The organism is Mesorhizobium sp. ESP6-5 (assembly GCF_020164695.1).
GTDB lineage: Bacteria > Pseudomonadota > Alphaproteobacteria > Rhizobiales > Rhizobiaceae > Mesorhizobium > Mesorhizobium australicum.
This window is the reverse complement of sequence record NZ_JAIUGR010000001.1, coordinates 347,073-368,757: the sequence shown is the minus strand read 5'-3', so window position 1 is coordinate 368,757 and position 21,685 is coordinate 347,073. Positions and strand designations below refer to the sequence as shown.

General features: G+C 64.2%; 18 protein-coding genes. 17 read left to right on the top strand and 1 reads right to left on the bottom strand.

Going from position 1 to position 21,685, the window contains the following annotated elements; genetic code table 11:
- Window positions 1–7 precede the first annotated feature (7 nt).
- From mraY to LB524_RS01715, 15 genes are all read left to right on the top strand, one after another.
- On the top strand, window positions 8–1,090 hold the full coding sequence (gene mraY / locus LB524_RS01785; RefSeq protein ID WP_015317207.1) for a phospho-N-acetylmuramoyl-pentapeptide-transferase: 1,083 nt from the start codon (window positions 8–10) through the stop codon (window positions 1,088–1,090).
- A gap of 8 nt (window positions 1,091–1,098) precedes the next feature.
- Entirely contained in the window at window positions 1,099–2,499 is a 1,401-nt protein-coding gene (gene murD, locus LB524_RS01780) for a UDP-N-acetylmuramoyl-L-alanine--D-glutamate ligase (RefSeq protein WP_224523340.1), read from the top strand.
- Window positions 2,499–3,650 (top strand): putative lipid II flippase FtsW, encoded by a 1,152-nt coding sequence (gene ftsW / locus LB524_RS01775; RefSeq protein ID WP_015317209.1) that lies wholly within the window; start codon window positions 2,499–2,501, stop codon window positions 3,648–3,650. Before murD ends, ftsW begins: the two co-directional genes overlap by 1 nt.
- A gap of 1 nt (window position 3,651) precedes the next feature.
- Window positions 3,652–4,779 (top strand): undecaprenyldiphospho-muramoylpentapeptide beta-N-acetylglucosaminyltransferase, encoded by a 1,128-nt coding sequence (gene murG, locus LB524_RS01770; RefSeq protein ID WP_224523339.1) that lies wholly within the window; start codon window positions 3,652–3,654, stop codon window positions 4,777–4,779.
- Window positions 4,776–6,176, top strand: coding sequence for a UDP-N-acetylmuramate--L-alanine ligase (gene murC, locus LB524_RS01765; protein WP_224523337.1), 1,401 nt, complete (start codon window positions 4,776–4,778; stop codon window positions 6,174–6,176). Before murG ends, murC begins: the two co-directional genes overlap by 4 nt.
- On the top strand, window positions 6,173–7,138 hold the full coding sequence (gene murB, locus LB524_RS01760; RefSeq protein ID WP_224523335.1) for a UDP-N-acetylmuramate dehydrogenase: 966 nt from the start codon (window positions 6,173–6,175) through the stop codon (window positions 7,136–7,138). The genes murC and murB overlap by 4 nt, the downstream gene beginning before the upstream one ends.
- 301 nt (window positions 7,139–7,439) lie before the next feature.
- On the top strand, window positions 7,440–8,366 hold the full coding sequence (locus LB524_RS01755) for a D-alanine--D-alanine ligase (RefSeq protein ID WP_141907115.1): 927 nt from the start codon (window positions 7,440–7,442) through the stop codon (window positions 8,364–8,366).
- Window positions 8,354–9,295: a cell division protein FtsQ/DivIB gene (locus LB524_RS01750; protein WP_224523333.1), complete on the top strand. Its 942-nt coding sequence runs from the start codon at window positions 8,354–8,356 to the stop codon at window positions 9,293–9,295. Before LB524_RS01755 ends, LB524_RS01750 begins: the two co-directional genes overlap by 13 nt.
- Window positions 9,292–10,599, top strand: coding sequence for a cell division protein FtsA (gene ftsA, locus LB524_RS01745; RefSeq protein WP_015317215.1), 1,308 nt, complete (start codon window positions 9,292–9,294; stop codon window positions 10,597–10,599). The genes LB524_RS01750 and ftsA overlap by 4 nt, the downstream gene beginning before the upstream one ends.
- 66 nt (window positions 10,600–10,665) lie before the next feature.
- The gene (ftsZ, locus tag LB524_RS01740) at window positions 10,666–12,351 is read left to right on the top strand and encodes a cell division protein FtsZ (RefSeq protein ID WP_224523331.1); all 1,686 of its coding nucleotides are present in this window, start codon (window positions 10,666–10,668) and stop codon (window positions 12,349–12,351) included.
- Between the two features lie 280 nt (window positions 12,352–12,631).
- Window positions 12,632–13,582, top strand: a complete 951-nt coding sequence (gene lpxC / locus LB524_RS01735) for a UDP-3-O-acyl-N-acetylglucosamine deacetylase (RefSeq protein ID WP_015317217.1) — start codon at window positions 12,632–12,634, stop codon at window positions 13,580–13,582.
- A gap of 262 nt (window positions 13,583–13,844) precedes the next feature.
- Window positions 13,845–14,714, top strand: a complete 870-nt coding sequence (locus tag LB524_RS01730; RefSeq protein ID WP_015317218.1) for an outer membrane protein assembly factor BamD — start codon at window positions 13,845–13,847, stop codon at window positions 14,712–14,714.
- 184 nt (window positions 14,715–14,898) lie between these two features.
- Window positions 14,899–16,572 carry a DNA repair protein RecN gene (recN, locus tag LB524_RS01725; RefSeq protein ID WP_140714589.1) on the top strand — a complete coding sequence of 558 codons (1,674 nt, stop codon included), beginning with the start codon at window positions 14,899–14,901 and terminating at the stop codon, window positions 16,570–16,572.
- Window positions 16,573–16,724: 152 nt separating this feature from the next.
- The gene (ligA, locus tag LB524_RS01720) at window positions 16,725–18,929 is read left to right on the top strand and encodes an NAD-dependent DNA ligase LigA (protein ID WP_224523320.1); all 2,205 of its coding nucleotides are present in this window, start codon (window positions 16,725–16,727) and stop codon (window positions 18,927–18,929) included.
- Entirely contained in the window at window positions 18,926–19,618 is a 693-nt protein-coding gene (locus LB524_RS01715) for a DUF2461 domain-containing protein (protein WP_224523318.1), read from the top strand. The genes ligA and LB524_RS01715 overlap by 4 nt, the downstream gene beginning before the upstream one ends.
- A gap of 26 nt (window positions 19,619–19,644) precedes the next feature.
- On the opposite strand, the gene LB524_RS01710 is transcribed toward LB524_RS01715, so the two are convergent.
- Window positions 19,645–20,403 (bottom strand): SDR family NAD(P)-dependent oxidoreductase, encoded by a 759-nt coding sequence (locus tag LB524_RS01710; protein ID WP_140615645.1) that lies wholly within the window; start codon window positions 20,401–20,403, stop codon window positions 19,645–19,647.
- 162 nt (window positions 20,404–20,565) lie between these two features.
- Here LB524_RS01710 and LB524_RS01705 point away from each other — a divergent pair, with 162 nt between their 5' ends.
- Both LB524_RS01705 and LB524_RS01700 read left to right on the top strand, forming a co-directional pair.
- Window positions 20,566–21,294: an AzlC family ABC transporter permease gene (locus LB524_RS01705; protein ID WP_140726132.1), complete on the top strand. Its 729-nt coding sequence runs from the start codon at window positions 20,566–20,568 to the stop codon at window positions 21,292–21,294.
- Window positions 21,291–21,587, top strand: coding sequence for an AzlD family protein (locus LB524_RS01700; protein ID WP_023769676.1), 297 nt, complete (start codon window positions 21,291–21,293; stop codon window positions 21,585–21,587). The genes LB524_RS01705 and LB524_RS01700 overlap by 4 nt, the downstream gene beginning before the upstream one ends.
- Window positions 21,588–21,685: the final 98 nt, after the last annotated feature.

Genomic DNA, 21,685 nt, shown 5'->3' with positions numbered 1-21,685 from the left:
AAAGCGCATGTTCACACTGCTGGTCGATTTCGCGGACAAGGTCTCTGTCTTCAATGTCTTCCGCTACATCACGTTCCGCACCGGCGGGGCGCTGATCACCTCCGCCCTGATCGTCTTCATCTTCGGGCCGACCATCATCAATTCGCTGCGGCTCAGGCAAGGCAAGGGCCAACCGATCCGCGCCGACGGGCCGCAGACCCATTTCAAAAAGGCAGGTACGCCGACCATGGGCGGACTGATGATCCTGTCCGGCATCATCGGCTCGTCGCTTTTATGGGCGAACCTGTCCAGCATCTATGTCTGGGTGGTGCTTTTGGTGACACTCGGCTTCGGCTCGATCGGCTTTTACGACGACTATCTGAAGGTGACGAAGCAGTCGCATCTCGGCTTCTCCGGCAAGGCGCGGCTTGCGCTGGAATTCGTTATCGCCGGCATCGCCGCCTGGGCGATCATGCACAATGGCCAGGCGCCGTTCTCGTCGTCGCTGACATTCCCCTTCGCCAAGGAATTCATCATCAACCTCGGCTGGTTCTTCATTCCATTCTCCTGCTTCGTCATCGTCGGCGCCGGCAATGCGGTGAACCTGACCGATGGCCTCGACGGCCTGGCGATCGTGCCGATCATGATCGCGGCGGCGTCCTTCGGCGTCATCGCCTATCTCTCGGGCAACGCGGTTTTCGCCGAATATCTGCAGATCCATTTCGTGCCCGGCACTGGTGAACTGGCGGTCGTGCTTGGCGCGGTCATCGGCGCTGGCCTCGGCTTCCTGTGGTTCAACGCGCCGCCCGCGGCGATATTCATGGGCGACACCGGATCGCTGGCCATGGGCGGCCTGATCGGCACGGTCGCGGTCGCCACCAAGCACGAGATCGTGCTCGTCATCGTCGGCGGCCTGTTCGTGGTCGAGATTCTCTCGGTCATCATCCAAGTCGGCTACTTCAAGATGACCGGCAAGCGCGTGTTCCTGATGGCGCCGATCCACCATCATTTCGAAAAGCTCGGCTGGACCGAAAGCCAGGTGGTGATCCGCTTCTGGATCATCGCCGTCATCCTGGCGCTGGTCGGTCTTTCCACCCTCAAGCTCAGGTAGGCCGCCACTTGATCCCCGCCGCATCCTTCGCAGGCAAGCGTGTATCGCTCTTCGGGCTCGGCGGCTCGGGGATCGCCACGGCGCGCGCGCTGATCGAGGGCGGCGCCGAGGTGCTGGCCTGGGACGACAATCCCGGCAGCGTCGCCAAGGCGGCCGCCACCGGCATCGCCACCGGCGATCTGCGTGGCGCCGACTGGGCCGGTTTTTCCGCCTTCGTGCTGTCACCCGGCGTGCCGCTGACCCATCCCAAGCCGCACTGGACCGTGGAGTTGGCGCGCGGGGCCGGCGTCGAGGTCATCGGCGATATCGAGCTGTTCTGCAGGGAACGGACGCAGCGTGCGCCGGATGCTCCCTTCATCGCCATCACCGGCACCAACGGCAAGTCGACGACGACGGCGCTGACAGCGCATATCCTTCAAGCCTCCGGGCGCGACACGCAGATGGGCGGCAATATCGGCCGTGCGGTGATGACGCTCGATCCGCCGAAGCCCGGCCGGCATTATGTAGTCGAATGCTCGTCCTACCAGATCGACCTTGCGCCCTCGATCAATCCGACGGCCGGCATCCTGCTCAATCTGACGCCCGACCATCTCGACCGCCACGGCACCATGCAGCACTACGCTTCGATCAAGGAGCGGCTGGTGGCGGGCAGCGAGACGGCGATCATCGGCATCGACGATTCCTGGTGCTCGCAGATCGCCGATCGGCTGGAGCGGGCAGGGCGGCAGGTCGTCCGCATTTCCAAGCGCCTGCCGCTGACCGACGGCTATTTCGCCGACGGCACCAATCTGATGGAAGCCGTGCACGGCCGCTACAGCCGGGTAGCCTTCCTCGAAGGCATTGGCTCGCTGCGTGGTCAGCACAATGCGCAAAACGCGTTGGCCGCCGTCGCCGCTTGCCTCAAGGTCGGGCTCAACCTTGGCGAGATCCAGTCTGGGCTGGAAAGCTTCCCGGGTCTGGCGCACCGCATGGAGCAGGTTGGCCGCAAGGACCATGTGCTGTTCGTCAACGATTCCAAGGCGACCAATGCCGATGCCGCCGCACCCGCGCTGTCCAGCTTCAATCGCATCTACTGGATCGCCGGCGGCCTGCCCAAGGAAGGCGGCATCGAGCCGCTACGCGGTTTTTTCCCGCGCATCGCCAAGGCTTATCTGATCGGCGAGGCGGCGCCCGCCTTTTCGGCGACGCTCGGCGAGGCCGTGCCCTACGAGATCTCGGGCACGCTGGCGGCAGCGGTGGAGCATGCCGCGCATGACGCGGCCAAGGACGACAGTGGCGAGGCGGTGGTGCTGTTGTCGCCGGCCTGCGCCAGTTTCGACCAGTTCAAGAATTTCGAGGTCCGCGGCGAAGCCTTCAGGCAAGCTGCGAGCGCTATGGATGGCGTCAAACCCATCGGAGGGGCACGATAATGCAGAGCCGTCTCGACAAAAGTCCGGTCGCAACCTGGTGGTGGACCATCGATCGCTGGTTCCTGGCGGCGTTTCTGTCGCTGATGGGGCTCGGCATCGTGTTGTCCTTCGCGGCAAGTCCTGCGGTGGCCGAACGCATCGGCCTCGACAGTTTCCATTTCGCCACCCGGCAGATCATCTTCACCGTGCCTGCGCTCGGCGTGATGCTGGCGGTCTCGTTCCTGGATTCCAGGCAGATCCGGCGCATGTCGCTGATCATGCTGTGCCTGATGCTGGTGCTGATGGTGGCGGTGCTCTATGTCGGCGTCGAGGTGAAGGGCGCGCGCCGCTGGGTGTCGCTTGCCGGCCTGTCCATCCAGCCGTCCGAGTTCCTCAAGCCGGCCTTCGTCATCATGTGCGCGTGGCTGTTCGCCGAGCACAAGCGCCAGCCCGACATTCCGGGCAATCTGTTCGCCATGCTGCTCCTGGTGCTGGTCGTGTCGCTGCTGGTGGCGCAGCCGGACCTCGGCCAAACCATGCTGACCACCGGCACCTGGGGCATCATGTTCTTCATGGCGGGGCTGCCATGGCTTTGGATCATCGTGCTGGGCGCTGCCGGCGTCGGCGGCGTCTTCGCCGCCTATACGGTGTTTCCGCACGTCGCGCTGCGCATCGACAAATTCCTCACCGGCGAAGGCGACACGTTCCAGGTCGACATGGGCCGCGATGCGCTGATCAATGGCGGCTGGTTCGGCGTCGGGCCGGGCGAGGGCACCGTCAAGCGGGTCATCCCCGACAGCCATGCCGACTTCGTCTTCTCGGTCGCGGGCGAAGAATTTGGGCTGATCATGTGTTTCTTCATCATGTCGATCTTCGCCTTCATCGTGCTGCGCGGTCTCAACACGGCGCTCAAGGAGCATGACGACTTCACCCGTTATGCGGTCGGCGGTCTGGTCACCGTGTTCGGCCTGCAGGCCGTCATCAACATGTGCGTCAACCTGCAGCTGGTGCCGGCAAAGGGCATGACGCTGCCCTTCATCTCCTATGGCGGCTCCTCGCAGATCGCCATCGCCATCTCGATGGGGATGGTGCTGGCGCTGACGCGCAAGCGGCCGGAAAAGCGCAAGCAGATGGGCTTTACCCTGCCGCAGCGCGCCATGCCGGCGGAGTGACATGGCCAGAGGCGTTATCCTTCTCGCGGCGGGCGGAACCGGCGGACATCTGTTTCCAGCCGAAGCGCTGGCGCATGAACTTTTCGATCGCGGCTGGGCGGTGCATCTGGCGACCGACACCCGGGCCGAACGGTTTGCCGCCCATTTTCCTGCGGCGGCCGTCCATCCGATCCAGTCGGCGACGTTAGGCTCGAAAAATCCCTTCGCCCTGCTCGGCGCCTTCTGGAAAATCTGGAGCGGCGTGCGTCAGGCCTCCGCCATCATCGGCAGGGTCAAGCCGGAGGCCGTGGTCGGCTTTGGCGGCTATCCGACCTTGCCGCCGCTCTACGCGGCGACGCGGCGCAAGGTGCCGACGCTGATCCACGAGCAGAACGCGGTGATGGGGCGCGCCAACCGGGCGCTGGCCGGCCGTGTCGACGCGATAGCCGGCGGCTTCCTGCCGCAGGATGAAAGCGCGGCCGGCGCCAAGACTGTGACGACCGGCAATCCGGTCCGGCCGGCTGTGCTCGAAGCGGCCAGGACGCCTTACGCGGCTTCGACCGGGGATGAGCCCTTCCGCCTGCTGGTGTTCGGCGGCAGCCAGGGCGCACAATTCTTTTCCGATGCCATGCCAGGGGCCATCGCGCTGCTTTCCGACGCACAGCGCAAGCGCCTTGTCGTGACCCAACAAGCTCGCGCGGACGACGTGGCGCGGGTGAAGGCGGCCTATGCCGCGCTCGGCGTCGCCGTCGAGGTCTCGCCGTTCTTCACCGACATGGCGGCGCGCATAGCGGCGGCGCATCTTGTAATCTCTCGTTCCGGCGCCTCGACCGTGTCGGAAATCGCCGTCATCGGCCGGCCGGCGCTGCTGGTGCCCTATCCCTTCGCGCTCGACCACGACCAGGCGGCCAATGCAGCCGCCCTTGCGGCCGCCGGCGGTGGCGAGGTGCATGTGCAATCCTCGCTTTCGCCCGAGCGCATCGCGGCACTGCTCGGCGCCCTGATAGACCAACCGGAGCGGCTGGCGACGATGGCTGCCGCGGCCAAGTCGGTCGGCAGGCCCGACGCGGCGCGGTTGCTCGCCGACCTCACAGAGGCTATTGCGTCCCGCAAAACAGTATCGGATTTCAGGAAGGGGACGCACCCATGAAGATGCCGCAGACCATCGGCCTCGTGCATTTCATCGGCATTGGCGGCATCGGCATGAGCGGCATCGCGGAGGTGCTGCACAATCTCGGCTACAAGGTGCAGGGCTCCGATCAGGCCGACAGCGCCAATGTGCAGCGGCTGCGCGACAAGGGTATCGAATGCTTCGTCGGCCACAAGCCGGAGAATCTCGGTGACGCCGAGGTCATCGTCGTCTCGACGGCGATCAAGAAGTCGAATCCGGAGCTGAAGGCGGCGCGTGAAAAGCTGTTGCCGATCGTGCGCCGCGCGGAGATGCTGGCCGAACTGATGCGTTTTCGCCAGGCGGTGGCGATCGGCGGCACGCATGGCAAGACGACGACGACCTCGATGGTGGCGACGCTGCTCGAGGCCGGCGGGCTCGACCCGACCGTCATCAATGGCGGCATCATCAATGCGTACGGCACCAATGCCCGCATGGGCGATGGCGAGTGGATGGTGGTCGAAGCCGACGAAAGCGACGGCACCTTCCTCAAGCTGCCGGCCGACATCGCCGTCATCACCAACATCGACCCCGAGCATCTCGATCATTACGGCAATTTCGACAATGTGCGCGAAGCGTTCCGCCAGTTCGTCGAGAACGTGCCTTTCTATGGCTTTGGGGTGATGTGCACCGATCACCCGGAAGTGCAGGCGCTGGTCGGGCGCATCGAGGATCGGCGCGTCATCACCTATGGCGAGAACGCACAGGCCGATGTGCGCTTCACCAACCATCGCATGGCGGGGGCGACCTCGGAGTTCGACGTGATCATCCGCGACCGCAAGGGGCGCGGCCAGACGGCGATATCGGGCCTGCGCCTGCCGATGCCCGGCCGCCACAATGTCTCCAACGCGACCGCCGCGATCGCGGTCGCGCACGAACTCGGCCTGTCGGCCGAGGCGATCAAGAAAGGCCTGTCGTCTTTCGCCGGCGTCAAGCGCCGCTTTACCCACACCGGTTCCTGGAACGGTGTCGACGTGTTCGACGATTACGGCCACCACCCGGTCGAAATCTCGGCGGTGCTGAAGGCGGCGCGCAGCGCCACCAACGGGCGTGTCATCGCCATTGCCCAGCCGCACCGCTTCACCCGGTTGCATGATCTGTTCAACGAGTTCTCCGCCTGCTTCAACGATGCCGACACGGTGATGGTCACCCCGGTCTACGCCGCCGGCGAAGAGCCGATGGACGGCGTGACATCGGACGCGCTGGTGTCGCGTATCCGCGCCGGCGGCCATCGCGACGCCCGCTACATCGAGGGACCGGCCGACATCGCGCCCGTCATCCGCGACATCGCCAAGCCCGGCGACTTTGTCGTCTTTCTCGGCGCCGGCAATATCACTCAGTGGGCCTATGCGCTGCCGAAGGAGCTTGCCGCCCCATGATGAACGGCCAGGCCCTGATCGACAGACTTGGCGACCGGCTGGCCGGTCTGCGCGGCCGCGTCACGCCGAATGCCGAGATGGACAAGATCACCTGGTTCCGGGCTGGCGGCCTTGCCGAGGCGCTGTTCCAGCCTGCGGACGAGGAGGATCTGTCGGCCTTCCTCAGAGCGGTTCCCAAAGAGATACCCTTGACCATCGTCGGCGTCGGCTCGAACCTTCTGGTCCGCGACGGCGGCATTCCCGGTTTCGTCATCAGGCTTTCGGCCAAGGGCTTCGGCGAGGCCGAAGTCGTTTCCCCGATCAGGATCAAGGCAGGTGCCGCCACGCCAGACAAGCGCATGGCGGCGGTGGCGCTTGAGGCCGGCATTGGCGGCTTCCATTTCTATCACGGCATTCCAGGCGCTATCGGCGGCGCGCTCAGGATGAATGCCGGCGCCAACGGGGTCGAGACGCGCGAGCGTGTCGTCGAGGTGCGGGCGCTCGACCGCGCGGGCAACGCCCAAACGCTGAGCAATGCCGAGATGGGCTATGCCTACCGCCATTCGGCGGCGCCCGCCGGGCTGATCTTCACTTCGGCCGTTTTCGAAGGCTTTGTCGAGGACAGGGCGGTGATCAAGGCGGCGATGGATGCGGTGCAGAACCATCGCGAGACCGTACAGCCGATCCGCGAGAAGACGGGCGGCTCGACCTTCAAGAATCCGGAAGGCACGTCGGCCTGGAAGGAGATCGACAAGGCGGGTTGCCGCGGGCTGATGATCGGCGGTGCGCAGATGTCGCCGATGCACTGCAACTTTATGATCAACACCGGAACGGCGACCGGCTACGACCTCGAATATCTCGGCGAGACGGTGCGCGCGCGGGTGCTCGAGCATTCCGGCATCCGGTTGCAGTGGGAGATCAAGCGCATCGGCAATTTCCGTTCCGGATATGCCGTCCAGGAGTTCCTCGGCCAGCTTCTCTAGCGCCTCTTGAAGTTCACGTGATGCGTGAACTTCAACCGGATCGAAATACCGTGAAATCGTTGCCGCAAAGACTCAGCGACACGGTTTTCGCATCCATTTTCTCAGAAAGTGAATCTCTCGGAATCATAAGTGCTTGCCAGTGAATCAACTCTCTGATTCTCTGCCCTGAAGCGTTTCCTGATTTGAGTCGTTCGACGCGTTTTCAGCGTTTTCCGTCTGGGGGGCAACCTGCCGGGAGACTCAGACTCAATGTTGCGGAAATCTTATGTTTTTGGTCCGCGGTGAGAGGGGATGACGGGGAATGAAAAGCAAGCATGTGGCCGTATTGCTGGGAGGTTTCTCGTCCGAGCGGCCCGTGTCTCTGTCTTCCGGAAAGGCCTGTGCCGATGCGCTGGAGCAGGAGGGTTACCAGGTCACCCGCGTCGATGTCGGGCGCGATGTCGGCTCGGTGCTTGCCGAGCTCAAGCCTGACGTCGCCTTCAATGCGCTGCACGGGCCTTTTGGTGAGGACGGTACCATCCAGGGCATCCTCGAATATCTCGGCATTCCCTACAGCCATTCCGGCGTGCTCGCCTCGGCGCTTGCCATGAACAAGGAGCAGGCGAAGAAGGTCGTCAAATCGGTCGGCGTCCCCGTTGCCGAATCGAAGGTCTCCAATCGGTTCTCCATCCAGAACAAGCATCCGATGAAGCCGCCCTATGTGGTCAAGCCGGTCAGCGAGGGGTCGAGCTTTGGCGTCGTCATCGTGTCGGAGGGGCAATCGCACCCGCCGCAGGTAATCGGGTCGTCCGAATGGAAATATGGCGATACCGTCATGGTCGAGCGCTACATCCATGGGCGCGAGCTGACCTGTGCTGTCATGGGCGATGTGGCGCTTGGCGTCTGCGAGATCATCCCGACGGGCCATTCCTTCTACGACTATGATTCAAAATATGTCGCGGGGGGATCAAAACACGAATGCCCCGCAAAAGTTTCACCGAATATTTACCAAAAAATACAGACACTGGCGCTCAAGGCTCACCAAGCTGTCGGCTGTCGGGGCGTTTCCCGGTCGGACTTCCGTTATGACGATCGTCACTCCGAAAATGGCGAGGTTGTATGGCTCGAGGTCAACACTCAGCCGGGCATGACGCCGACGTCTCTGGTGCCTGAAATTGCCGCCCATGCCGGGCATTCGTTTGGTGAATTGTTGAGTTGGATGGTGGAGGACGCTTCGTGTCTGCGTTGAAATGGGGACAGGGTAAGGTGAGGGGCGCGGCCGGGCCGTCGCTGTTCGGCCTGCCATTGTCGTTGGACCATTTCGTTCTGCCGCGCGTGCTTCGCCGCCCGGTACGCATCCTGACGCGCCTGGGCGATGGTGAATTCCAGGCGCCGCGCTTCTCCGCCGCGATCATGTCGTCGGTACTGCTGGTGTCGAGTGGCGCCTATGGCGCCTACCTCGGCGGTCACGCCGACGGGATCATTCAAAGCATCACCGCCCGCACCGGCTTCGCGGTCGACCAGGTCAAGGTGGTCGGCAACCGTCAGACTTCGGAGATCGACATTCTCGACAGGCTGGAACTCGATGGCTGGACGTCGCTGATCGGCTTCGACGCCGAGGCCGCGCGGGAGCGTATCGCCACCTTGCCCTGGATCCAGGTTGCCGCGGTGCGCAAGGTCTATCCGCACACGCTGGAAGTGCGCGTCGAGGAGCGTGCGGCTTTCGCGCTCTGGCAGCAGGGCAACGACCTCTCCGTCATCGAGAAGGATGGCGCCGTCATCGCGCCGTTCTCGGGCGGCAAGCAGGTGCTCCTGCCGCTGCTGATCGGCACCGGCGCGCCCGCCAAGGCGCCCGATTTCCTGGCCAGGGTCGAACACTATCCCGACCTCGCCGGCCGCATCAAAGGCTATGTCCGTGTTGGCGAGCGGCGCTGGGACCTGAAGCTGGACAACGGCATCACCATCAAGTTGCCCGAGGATGACGAGGACCAGGCGCTCGCCGAACTCGTCAAGATGGACCATGACAAGGGGCTGTTGTCGCGCGACATCGCCGCCGTCGACATGCGCCTGACAGACCGGCTGGTCGTGGAGCTGACGCCGCAGGCGGCGACGCAGCGCGAAGCCGCGCTCAACGAGAAGCCGAAAACCCTCAAGCGCAAGCCGGAGACGAAGATATGAGCTGGCTTGGCGGTTCTGGCGATGCCTCGTCGCGCCGGTCGGGCACCCTGACGGTGCTGGATGTCGGCTCGAACAAGGTCTGCTGCATGGTGGCCAAGCTGAAGCCGAACGATGACGGCAAGCTCCTGCGCGGCCGCTCGCATCGCATCCAGGTCATCGGCATCGGCCACCAGAAATCGCAAGGCGTGAAGTCCGGCGTCATCGTCGATCTCGACCGGGCCGAGCATGCCATTCGCCTCTCCGTCGACGCCGCCGAACGCATGGCCGGGCTGACGGTCGATTCGCTGATCGTCAACATGACCGCCGGCCGGCTGAAGAGCGAAAGCTTCTCGGCGACCATCAATCTTGGCGGCCACGAGGCCGACGAAGCCGACATCAAGCGCGTGCTCGGCGCCGGTGCCAAGCAGGCGCTGAAGGCCGAGCGCGAGGTGGTCCATTCGCTGCCCGTCGGCTTCTCGCTCGATGCCGAGCGTGGCGTGCGCGATCCGCGTGGCATGGTGGGCGACACGCTTGGCGTCGACATGCATGTGCTGACGGGCGATGCGGCGCCGATGCGCAATCTGGAGCTCTCCATCAACCGCTCGCATTTGTCGGTCGAGCGCATGGTGGCGACGCCCTATGCCAGCGGGCTGGCGGCACTGGTCGACGACGAGCTGGAACTCGGAGCCGCCTGCATCGACATGGGCGGCGGCACGACGACGATCTCGGTGTTTTCGGAAGGCAAGTTCGTCCATGGCGACGCCATCGCCATCGGCGGTAACCATGTGACGCTCGACATGGCCAAGGGACTTTCGACCTCGCTCGACGCCGCCGAACGGCTGAAGGTGATGCACGGCTCGGCGCTGCCGGGCAGCGCCGACGACCGCGACCTGGTCTCGATCCAGCCGATCGGCGACGATGGCGACGTGCCGCTGCAGATCCCGCGTTCGGTGATGACGCGCATCGTGCGCGCCCGCATCGACGAGACGCTCGAACTCCTGCGTGACCGGTTGAACAAGTCCGGTTACGGCAATGCGGTCGGCAAGCGCGTCGTGCTCACCGGCGGCGCCAGCCAGCTGGCCGGCCTGCCGGAAGCGGCGCGCCGCATCCTGGGGCGCAATGTACGCATCGGTCGCCCGCTCGGCGTGGCGGGCCTGCCCGAAGCGGCGAAAGGCCCGGCTTTCTCGGCCGCGGTCGGGCTTCTGATCTATCCGCAGATGGCGAGCTTCGAGAGCCATCCGGCGAAAGGCATTTCCGGTCTCAGAATGACCGGAACGGGTGGAAAACTGCATCGCATGAGTCAGTGGTTGAGAGACAGTTTCTAATTGACGGGGACAGCCCCATAGGCGGCCGCGGCGGCGAAGCGGCGTGAAAGGCAAAGGACGGAGACAATGACTATCAATCTGCAGAAGCCGGACATCACCGAGCTTAAGCCGCGCATCACCGTGTTCGGTGTGGGCGGCGGCGGCGGCAATGCCGTGAACAACATGATCACCGCCGGACTGCGCGGTGTCGAGTTCGTCGTGGCCAACACCGACGCGCAGGCGCTGACCATGTCGAAGGCCTCTCGGCTGATCCAGCTTGGCGCGCATGTCACCGAGGGGCTCGGTGCCGGATCGCAGCCGGAAGTCGGCCGCGCGGCGGCGGAAGAGTGCATCGACGAGATTCTCGACCATCTCACCAACACCCATATGTGCTTCGTCACCGCCGGCATGGGCGGCGGCACCGGTACGGGTGCTGCTCCGGTTGTTGCCCGCGCAGCGCGCGAGAAGGGCATTCTCACCGTCGGCGTCGTCACCAAGCCGTTCCACTTCGAAGGCCAGCGCCGCATGAAGACGGCCGACTTCGGCATCGAGGAGCTGCAGAAATGCGTCGACACCTTGATCGTCATCCCCAACCAGAACCTGTTCCGGCTGGCCAATGACAAGACCACCTTCGCCGACGCCTTCGCGATGGCGGACCAGGTGCTCTACTCCGGTGTGGCCTGCATCACCGACCTGATGGTCAAGGAAGGCCTGATCAACCTCGACTTCGCCGACGTGCGTTCGGTGATGCGCGAGATGGGCAAGGCGATGATGGGCACCGGCGAGGCTTCGGGCGAGGGCCGCGCGATGGCGGCGGCGGAAGCCGCGATCGCCAACCCGCTGCTCGACGAGACCTCGATGAAGGGCGCCAAGGGCTTGCTGATCTCGATCACCGGCGGCCGCGACCTGACCCTGTTCGAAGTCGACGAAGCGGCGACCCGCATCCGCGAGGAAGTCGACCAGGACGCCAACATCATCCTGGGCGCCACGTTCGACGAGGAACTCGAAGGCGTCATCCGCGTCTCGGTGGTAGCCACCGGCATCGACAAGTCGGCGGCCGAAATCGCCGCCGCGCCGATCTCGATCCGGACCGCACCGCCGAAGCAGGCTGCCCGGCCGGCCGTCGCCCCTGTGGAAAGCCGCCCGGCGCCGGTCCAGCAGACGGTGTATGAGCCGCGCGCCGCCGATCCGGTCGCCGAAGCCATCCAGTTGGCCGAAGCCAATGCCGCGGCCATGGCGCAGGCTCGTCCGGCTCCTGTCGCCCATGCGGACGATTTCCGCCCGCAGAGCAAGATCTTCCAGGCGCCGCCCGCACAACCGCAGCCTATGGTGCAGCCGGTCGTCCAGCAGATGATGCAGCCGGCTCCGCAGCCACGCGAAATGCTGCGTGAAGTCCAGCAGCCGGTGGCGATGGCGCCGCAGCGCATGCCCCGCGTCGAGGACTTTCCGCCGGTCGTCAAGGCCGAGGTCGACGCCAAGAGCCGCCCGGCCGACCACGAGAACAGCGGCCCGATGGGCCTCCTGAAGCGCCTGACCAATGGCCTGACCCGCCGCGAGGAGGAGCCCGCACGGCTGCAGCCGGCGCAGCCGCGCGAGCCCAAGCTGCGCCAAGCGGCACCGGAAGTGCGCCGCCTCGCCAGCCAGGACGCCCAGCTTTACGCGCCGCGGCGCGGCCAGCTGGACGATCAGGGCCGCCTGACGCCGCAGACCAGGGCGACTCAGGAGGACGATCAGCTGGAGATTCCGGCGTTCCTGCGCCGCCAGGCCAACTGAGCGGTTAACGGACTGTAACAATTGTTAACAGGCAGGCAAGAAATTGCTTGCCTGTTAACGTTTAAAATGCCGCATAATCAACGGGTTATGACATCGTACATGTTCCAGTTCGCGGTTACAAAGAGTAAGAAACCGTGATTTGGAGTCTCCTTGCCGGGACATTATCTTCGCTGCCTACCATAGTCGGTTTGCCGGGATTTCGGGGGAAGTCGCCCTGCCTGCCGATTTAACAAGAGCCGCGCCCTCGGGCTGGAGAAGCGGACCTAGGCATTACGGGCTCATGGGGATTGTCTTGCACGACCACCAGACGACAGTGAAGACGCGCGCGTCGCTTACAGGCACCGGCGTTCACAGCGGCAAAGAAGTTTCCATCAGTTTCCTGCCCGCGGATGCCGATACCGGCATCGTATTCGCGCTCCTCAATGGAGACGGGCAGGGCCGTGAGTTCCGCGCCCTGTTTTCCGAAATCGGCGCCACCGACCTGTGCACCATGCTTGGCGATCCCTCGGGCGAGCACATCGCCACGGTCGAGCACATCATGGCCGCCCTGTTCGGGCTCGGCATCGACAATGTCATCATCGAGATCGACGGGTACGAGGTTCCAATCCTCGACGGCAGCGCCATGGCGTTCGTCGAAGCCATCGACCAGGCCGGCATCGAGACGCTGGCCGTCAAGCGGCGCTATATCAGGGTGGTCAAGCCGGTCCGCATCGAGAACGGCGCCTCCTGGGCGGAGTTCAGGCCCTATGACGGCACCCGTTTCGAGGTCGAGATCGATTTCGAAAGCCCGGCGATCGGCCGTCAGCTCTTCGCATCGGACATCAACGCCGATATTTTCCGCCGCGACATCGCGCGGGCCCGCACCTTCGGCTTCATGAAGGACGTCGAGCGGCTGTGGGCCGCCGGCTATGCTCTGGGATCCTCGCTGGAAAATTCCCTGGTGATCGGTGACGACAACCGCGTCATCAATATGGGCGGCCTGCGCTATCCCAATGAGTTCGTGCGCCACAAGACGCTCGACGCCATGGGCGACCTGGCGCTGGCCGGCGCGCGCTTCATCGGTTGTTTCCGCTCCTATCGCGGCGGCCATCGGCTGAACGCCGCCGCACTGCGGCGCCTGCTGTCGGACCGCACCGCCTTCGAGATCGTCGAGACGACACGCCGTGAGCGTGGTCGCGCCGCCGAGATGAACGCCGTCAATGCGCCTCTCTATGCGCCCTGGATGATCTGATTTTCTTAATCTTTTTCGGATTCCATGGCGGTATGGGTGTTGCATGAATGCATCATCCATCGGCGAAATTGCGTAGATTTTCACGCCACGGTCCGCCGCCACAAAAATGCGCGATTGGCTGGACATAGCGTTGCCGGGCAAGGCGGTTATGGTTTATGGCTGCTGCCGTCGATTAGTGCATGTCGCTCAAAGGTGGGGACCAGTTTTGGGACAACTGCATGCAACGAGCATTAAAATAACGCCGAAAGGGCGCAATCCAATCATGTTCTTCAAGCGAGTCGGTCAATCGAAAGCGCCGCAGCGGTCTGTTTTCCTGGCGCTTTCGGTGGTTGTTCCATCGCTCTTTCTGGCGGCTTGCATGTCGTCGGAAAAAGACATCGACCTGTCGACCTATGTCGACCAGACCGAACCGGCCGACGTTCTCTACAATCAGGGCCTGGCCAATCTGAACGCCGGCCGCCTGGATGAGGCAAGCAAGAAATTCGACGCGGTCGACCGCCAGCACCCCTATTCGGAATGGGCCCGCAAATCGATGGTGATGGGCGCGTTCGCCGACTATCGAAAGGGCAGCTACGACGATGCGATCCAGTCGGCGAAGCGGTACCTGGCGCTCTATCCGTCCACGGATGACGCGGCCTATGCCCAGTACATCATTGGTCTGAGCTACTATCGCCAGATCAAGGATGTGACGCAGGACCAGAAGGAAGCACGCCAGACCCTGCAGACGATGCAGGACCTGGTGACGCGCTGGCCGACGTCGGAATATGTCGACGATGCCAAGGAAAAGATCCGCTTCGCCAACGACCAGCTCGCGGGCAAGGAAATGCAGATCGGCCGCTATTATCTGGAGCGCCGCGAGTACATCGCCGCCGTCAAACGCTTCCGCACCGTGGTCGAAAACTATTCCAACACCCGCCATGTCGAGGAAGCGCTCGCGCGCCTTACCGAAAGCTATTACGCGTTGGGCTTGACCTCGGAGGCCCAGACGGCGGCCGCGGTGCTCGGTACCAACTATCCCGACAGTTCGTGGTACAAGGATTCCTACAAGCTGCTGCAGAGCAACGGGCTGGCGCCGCGTGAAAATGCCGGGTCGTGGATATCCAAGGCCGGGAAGCTGATCACCGGCGCCTGACCGCGGAGCCTCCGAGCGAAGCGCGCAGCGCGCTTTTTCGGATTGATCCGAAGCTCAAACAAAAAGATAGTGCGGCGCTGCGACTCCAACTGTCGGGTGCCGCTTTATCCTTTTGTTTTTCGTGCCTGTCGTTATCCCGAAACCGGGTCCACTTTTGGGCGGCATGCAATAGGTCCGGTTTCTCATGCTTTCCAGACTGTCGATCCGCGATATCGTCCTGATCGAAAAGCTGGACATCGACTTCCAGCCGGGCCTTTCCGTGCTGACCGGCGAAACCGGCGCCGGCAAGTCCATCCTGCTCGATGCCTTGTCGCTGGCGCTCGGCGCGCGCGGCGATGCCTCGCTGGTGCGCCACGGCGCGTCCCAGGGCCAGGTCATTGCCGTGTTCGATGTTCCGCGCAACCATCCGGTGCGCGCGCTGCTCGCCGAAAACGCCATCGAGGACGATGGCGACGTCATCCTGCGGCGCGTGCAGACGGCGGATGGCCGGACCCGTGTGTTCGTCAACGACCAGCCGTCCTCCGTGACGCTGATGCGCGATGTCGGCCGCGCCCTGGTCGAGATTCACGGCCAGCATGACGAGCGCGCCTTGGTCGATCCCGGCGCGCATCGCGATGTGCTCGATGCTTTCGGCGGCCATCTCGGCGCCGTCCGCTCGACCGGCGAGGCATGGCGGCACTGGCGCGCCGCCCAGCAGGAGCTGACGCGCCATCGCGCCAAGGTGGAAGCCGCCGCGCGCGAAGCCGACTATCTGCGCGCCGCGGTTGCCGAACTGACCAAGCTCGATCCGCAGCCGGGCGAAGAAACCGAACTTGCCGAGCTGCGTGCCCACATGATGCGCGCCGAGAAGATCGCTTCCGAAATTCACGACGCGCAGGATGTGCTGTCGGGCCCGTCCTCGCCCTTGCCGCAACTGGCCAGCCTGCTGAGACGGCTGCAGCGCAAGGCGACGGAGGCGCCCGGCCTGCTCGAGGACGTGGTGAAGTCGCTGGACGAAGCCATGCTGTCTCTCGACGCGGCGCAGTCGGGCGTCGAGGCCGCGCTTCGTGCCACGGAGTATGATCCGCAGCGGCTGGAGAAAGCCGAGGAACGTCTGTTTTCGCTGCGCGCGGCGTCACGCAAGCACAGCGTCGCAGTCGACGACCTGGCGCAGCTGCGCGACACGATGGTTGCCGATCTCGCCGATCTCGACGCCGGCGAAGAACGCCTGCACGGCTTGGAAAAGCAGGCGGCCGCCGCGCGCGAAGCCTATGACATCGCCGCCGCACAGCTGTCCTCGCTTCGCCATGCCGCGGCGGTCGGTCTGACCAAGGCGGTGATGGCCGAACTGCCGGCGCTGAAGCTCGAACGCGCGGCCTTTATCGTCGAGATGAAGAGCGAGGCCGAGGCGCGCATGGAAGAGGGCATCGACCAGATCGAGTTCTGGGTGCGCACCAATCCTGGCACGCGGCCCGGGCCGATGATGAAGGTTGCCTCCGGCGGCGAGCTTTCGCGCTTTCTCCTGGCGTTAAAGGTGGCGCTGGCCGACCGTGGCTCGGCGCCGACATTGGTTTTCGACGAAATCGACACCGGGGTGGGCGGCGCTGTCGCCGACGCCATCGGCCAGCGGCTGGCGCGGCTGTCGAAGCGCGTCCAGGTGCTTTCCGTCACCCATGCGCCGCAAGTGGCGGCGCGCGCGGCAACACATTTCCTGATCTCCAAATCGGGCAGCACCGACCGTGTCGCGACCGGAATTGCCGAGATGGACAGGACGGCGCGGCAGGAGGAGATCGCCCGCATGCTGGCTGGCGCCACGATCACCGACGAGGCGCGCGCCGCCGCCGAGCGGCTGCTGCGCGAGAATACAAACGCGGCATGAGACGATCCGGCGTCATGAGACGATCAGGCGTCATGGGGCGAGTCAGGATATGGCTCCATCCTGCTGTTCAGGAATGATCTTTTCCGAAAACCGGTTCCCACCTTTCAAGATCATGCTCTATTGTGGCGCGCCACCGTTCAGGGACAAAAAGCATGGCCGAAAAACCTGTCGATTCGCTCAGCGAAAGCGAGGCTGAAGCCGAACTCCAGCGCCTTGCCGAGGAGATCGCCGGTCACGACCGGCGCTACCATGCCGAGGACGCGCCCACGATCACGGACGCCGAGTATGACGCGCTGCGGCGGCGCAATCTTGCCATCGAGGAGCGCTTTCCCGGGCTGGTGCGTGAGGATTCGCCCTCGCTCAGGGTGGGTGCCGCCCCGGCGGAAGGCTTCACCAAGGTGCGCCATGCCGTGCCGATGCTCAGCCTCGCCAAGGCCTATACCGACGCCGACGTCACCGATTTCATCGAGCGCGGCCGGCGCTTCTTCGACCGCGACAAGGACCTCGACATTGCCTTCACCGCCGAACCGAAGATCGACGGGCTGTCGGCTTCGCTGCGTTACGAAAAGGGCGTGTTCGTGCAAGGCGCGACGCGCGGCGACGGCGCTGTCGGCGAGGACATCACTGCCAACCTCAGGACCATCGCCGACATTCCCGCCAAGCTGAAGGGTTCAGGCTGGCCCGAGACCATCGAGATCCGCGGCGAGGTCTATATGACCTATGCCGAATTCGAGGCGCTCAAGGCGCGCTCGGCGGCTGTGGGGGGCCAGGATTACGTCAATCCGCGCAACACGGCGGCCGGGTCGCTGCGCCAGAAGGATCCATCCGTCACCGCCAGCCGCAACCTCAAATTCTTTGCCTACGCGTGGGGTTACACGACGGCGGATCCGGCACCAACGCAGTATGAAGCGGTGCAGAAATTCGCCGATTGGGGCTTCAAGATCAGCCCGCTGATGGTGCGGGCGAAATCGGTCGAGGAACTGGTCGCGCATTATCACCTGATCGAGGAGCAACGCTCGTCGCTCGGCTATGACATAGACGGGGTCGTCTACAAGGTCGACCAGCTGGAGCTGCAGCGCCGCTGGGGTTTCGTCACCGGTGAGCCGCGCTGGGCCGTCGCGCACAAATTCCCGGCCGAACAGGCGATGACGACCGTGCAGAGGATCGACATCCAGGTCGGCCGAACCGGCACGCTGGCGCCGGTCGCGCGGCTTGCGCCGGTGACGGTCGGCGGCGTGGTGGTGGAGAACGTCACGCTGCACAATGAAGATTATATCAAGGGCCTGGACAGCACCGGCCAGCCGATCCGCGACGGCATCGACGTGCGCATCGGCGACACGGTGGTGATCCAGCGGGCAGGCGATGTCATCCCGCAGATCGTCAGCGTCGTCATCGACAAGCGTCCGCCCGATGCCGTGCCGTACGAATTCCCGCACTCTTGCCCGATCTGCGGCTCGCCGGCGACGCGCGAGATCAACGAGAAGACCGGCAAGGAGGATTCGCGCCGCCGCTGCACGGGCGAACTGATCTGCCCGGCGCAGGCCGTGGAAGGGCTGCGCCACTTCGTGTCGCGCGGCGCCCTGGATATCGAAGGCCTGGGCGCGGAGAACATCGACACGTTTTTCAATGCGGGTTTGATCAAGACAGCCGCCGACATCTTCACGCTCAGGGAGCGCCGCCCCGCCGTGACCAAGGCGCTGGCCGAGCGGCGCGAGGAGCAGGCCAGGCAACGCGAGGCCGCATCCGGCAAGACCCGCAAGAATGTGCGCAGCATCGAGGACCGCAATTACGAAGGCCTCGACAAATTGTTCGCGGCCATCGATTCGCGCCGCGAGCCGGAGCTCGACCGCTTCATCTTCGCGCTCGGCATCCGCCATATAGGCGAGACGACGGCCGCCGTGCTTGCGCGAACATTCTCGACCATCGAGGAGCTGATCCGGGTCGGCAAGGAGACGGCGGCGGCGGAGGATCCGCATTCGGTCTTCCCGTCGATCAACGGCATTGGCGATACGGTGATCGATGCGCTGCGCGATTTCTTCGGCAACGAGCGCAATGACGAGGTGCTCGAGAAGTTGCTGCAACAGGTCAAGCCGAAGCCCTATATCGTCACCGTCTCGGCCGACAGCGAAGTTGCCGGCAAGACGATTGTCTTTACCGGTTCGCTGGAAAAGATGACCCGTTCCGAAGCCAAGGCGATGGCCGAACGTCTCGGCGCCAAGGTGGCCGGTTCGGTTTCGGCCAAGACCGATCTTTTGGTGGCGGGACCGGGTGCGGGCTCAAAGCTCAAGCTTGCCAGCGAACTCGGCGTCGAGGTCATCGACGAGGACACCTGGCTGCAGCGGGTCGGCAAGTCGTGACGGGCGGAACGTTCAAAGGTTTTGGTCCGAAAGCCATTCCGTTCTTCAAGGCGCTGGATTTCCACCAGAGCCGCGAATGGTTTGCGGAAAACCGCGCGCTTTTCGACAGCGATCTCCATGGGCCGATCGGCGATCTGGTCGAGGTCCTTACGGAGCGTTTCGCAACGGCGGGGCTTGGTCTGCGCGGCGACCGCAAGAAATCGCTGTTCCGCATCAATCGCGACGTCCGCTTTGCCAAGGACAAACGTCCCTACAACAGGCATGTTTCGGCCATTCTGTCACCAGACGGCAGCAAGACAGGCCTGGGCGTCTTCTACGTGCATGTCGGGCTCGAGCGCTGCTTTGCCGACGTGGCCTGGTGGAACCCTGAGCCGCCGCTCTTGCTGGCGATGCGCAAGGCGATCACCGATCGGCCCGGCGAATTCCGCAAGCTGCTTTCAACGTTGAAGAAAAACGACCTTGAATTCGAAACCGAAGGCCGCATGAAGCGGGCGCCGCGCGGTTTTGAGCAGATCGCGGACGCCGATCTCGCGGAGGCCGTGCGCAACCGGCATTTCGTCGTCCAGCGTGTCATCGATCCGACCGAAATTCACGCGCCGGCGCTGGTCGACGAGCTTGTCGATTTTACATTGCGCGCCAAGCCGCTGCTCGACTGGGGCAGGGCGATCCAAGGCAAGGTGACCGGTTAGTTTTCCGATCCGTTGGACAGGGCGGGCTACATCCGCATCAGGAGACCCCCATCGACGGCCAGCTCTATTCCGGTGATGTAGCTTGCCGCGTCGGAAAGCAGGAAGAGCGCCGCATTGGCCATGTCCTGCGGCGTGCCGATGCGGCCGAGCGGTGTGTAGTCGGCAACGGCGGCGCGCTTCTCCTCGGTGTCCCAGCGCGCCTGCAGCGGCGTCAGCGCCATGCCCGGGCAGATGGCGTTGGAGCGGATTCGCTCGCCGGCCAACTGCATGGCCAGCGACTTCGACAGCGCGCAGACGCCGGCCTTCGACGCCTGGTAGGCATCCTGTGGCTTCGGATCGCCGCGATACCACTGGATGGTCGAGAAATGCACCATGGCGCCGCCACGCCCGCCTGCGCGCATTTGCGGAACAACCGCGCGCGCCGTGTGCACGAAGGATTTCAGGTTGATGTTGAAGACCTGGTCCCAGACGTCGAGGTCCATCTCGAGGGCCGACTTGTCGCGGCCGAACCAGAGCACGCCTGCGACATTGGCGAGATAGTCGATACCGCCGCGTTCGCGGCCCGCAGCGCCGATGGTCCGTTCAACAAAGCCGGCGTCGGTGAGGTCGCCCTGGGCGAAGGTCAGCCGGTCGTCATAGGCGGCGAGCGCTGTCGGGCGCGGCTTGACGTCGATGGCGGTGACCGACGCGCCGGCATCGAGCAACGCCAGCGTGATCGCCTCGCCCATGCCGCCACCGGCCCCGGTGACGACTGCGTGCCTGCCGGTGAAATCATAAGCGATCATTAAAATCCCCCTCGTGTATTTCTGCCAAATGCCTGCCAGGGCGACAATAGAATATCGCGTAAATCCTAACAGGGATCATTTCCGCTGATCGTTTGGCTCAAGCGAATTCGTGTGACAAGCCGGGCAGTGCTTCCTACATCAGCCCTCTGACCGGGGAGAGATATGTCGGCGCAAGCAATTTCCGAGAACGGCGCGAAAAGCGATTTCTGGCAAGGCGTACGGCTCTCCATGCCGGTCGTGGTGGCGGCGGCGCCGTTCGGGCTGTTGTTCGGCGCGATCGCCGTCGACAACGGCTTTTCCGTTTTCGAAGCCTTCCTGATGAGCGCGCTGATCTTCGGCGGCGCCAGCCAGATGGTCGGCATAGAACTGTTCGGCCAGCATGTCGCGCCGTGGCTGATCGTGCTGTCGATCTTCGCCGTCAATTTCCGCCACGTGCTCTATTCCGCCGGCATTGGCCGGCGCATCGCGCACTGGTCCGGGGTGCAGCAGGCGCTCGGTTTCTTCATCCTCACCGATCCGCAATTCGCCGTCGCCGAAGCCAGGGCCCAGTCGGGCCAGACCGTCGGCTTTGCCTGGTATCTGGGACTTGGGCTGCCGGTCTATGTATTCTGGACCATCGAAAGCGCGCTCGGCGCGCTGTTTGGAAAGCTCATTCCCGATCCCCATGCCCTGGGCATCGATTTCCTGCTGCCGATCTATTTCCTTGGCCTGGTGATGGGCTTCCGCAAGCGGCCGCTGTGGCTGCCGGTGGTCGTCGCCAGTGCCTGCGCCTCGATCATCGCCTACAAGACAGTGGGTTCGCCCTGGCACGTTTCGATCGGCGCCATCGCCGGTGTGTTGCTCGCCGTCGTCCTGCCGCCGCATCACAGCGGTGTGGAGACAAGGCCATGAGCACGACCTTCTGGATCATCATCGCCGGCGCCATCGCCACCTATCTCACCCGTATTGGCGGGCATCTGGTCATCTCGCGTTTCGATCACATCCATCCGCGGGTCGAGGCCGGGCTCAACGCCGTGCCTGCGGCGGTGCTGACGACGCTGGTGGCGCCGGCGGCGCTCGGCGCAGGCCCGGCGGAGTGGGCAGCGCTGGTCGTCTCCGCGCTGGTGGCGCTGCGTGGCGGGCTGATGGCGATGTTTCTGGCGGGCGCGGCGGTGTTGATCGTAGCGCGGCAGTTCGTCGGGTAGGGCGTATCGATATCCAGGCGATTCCGGCCCGCAGACGGCTGATAGCTGCGCTTCGGTGCTCCAATCCGGTTCTCCGTATCAACCGTTTTCGAACCGGC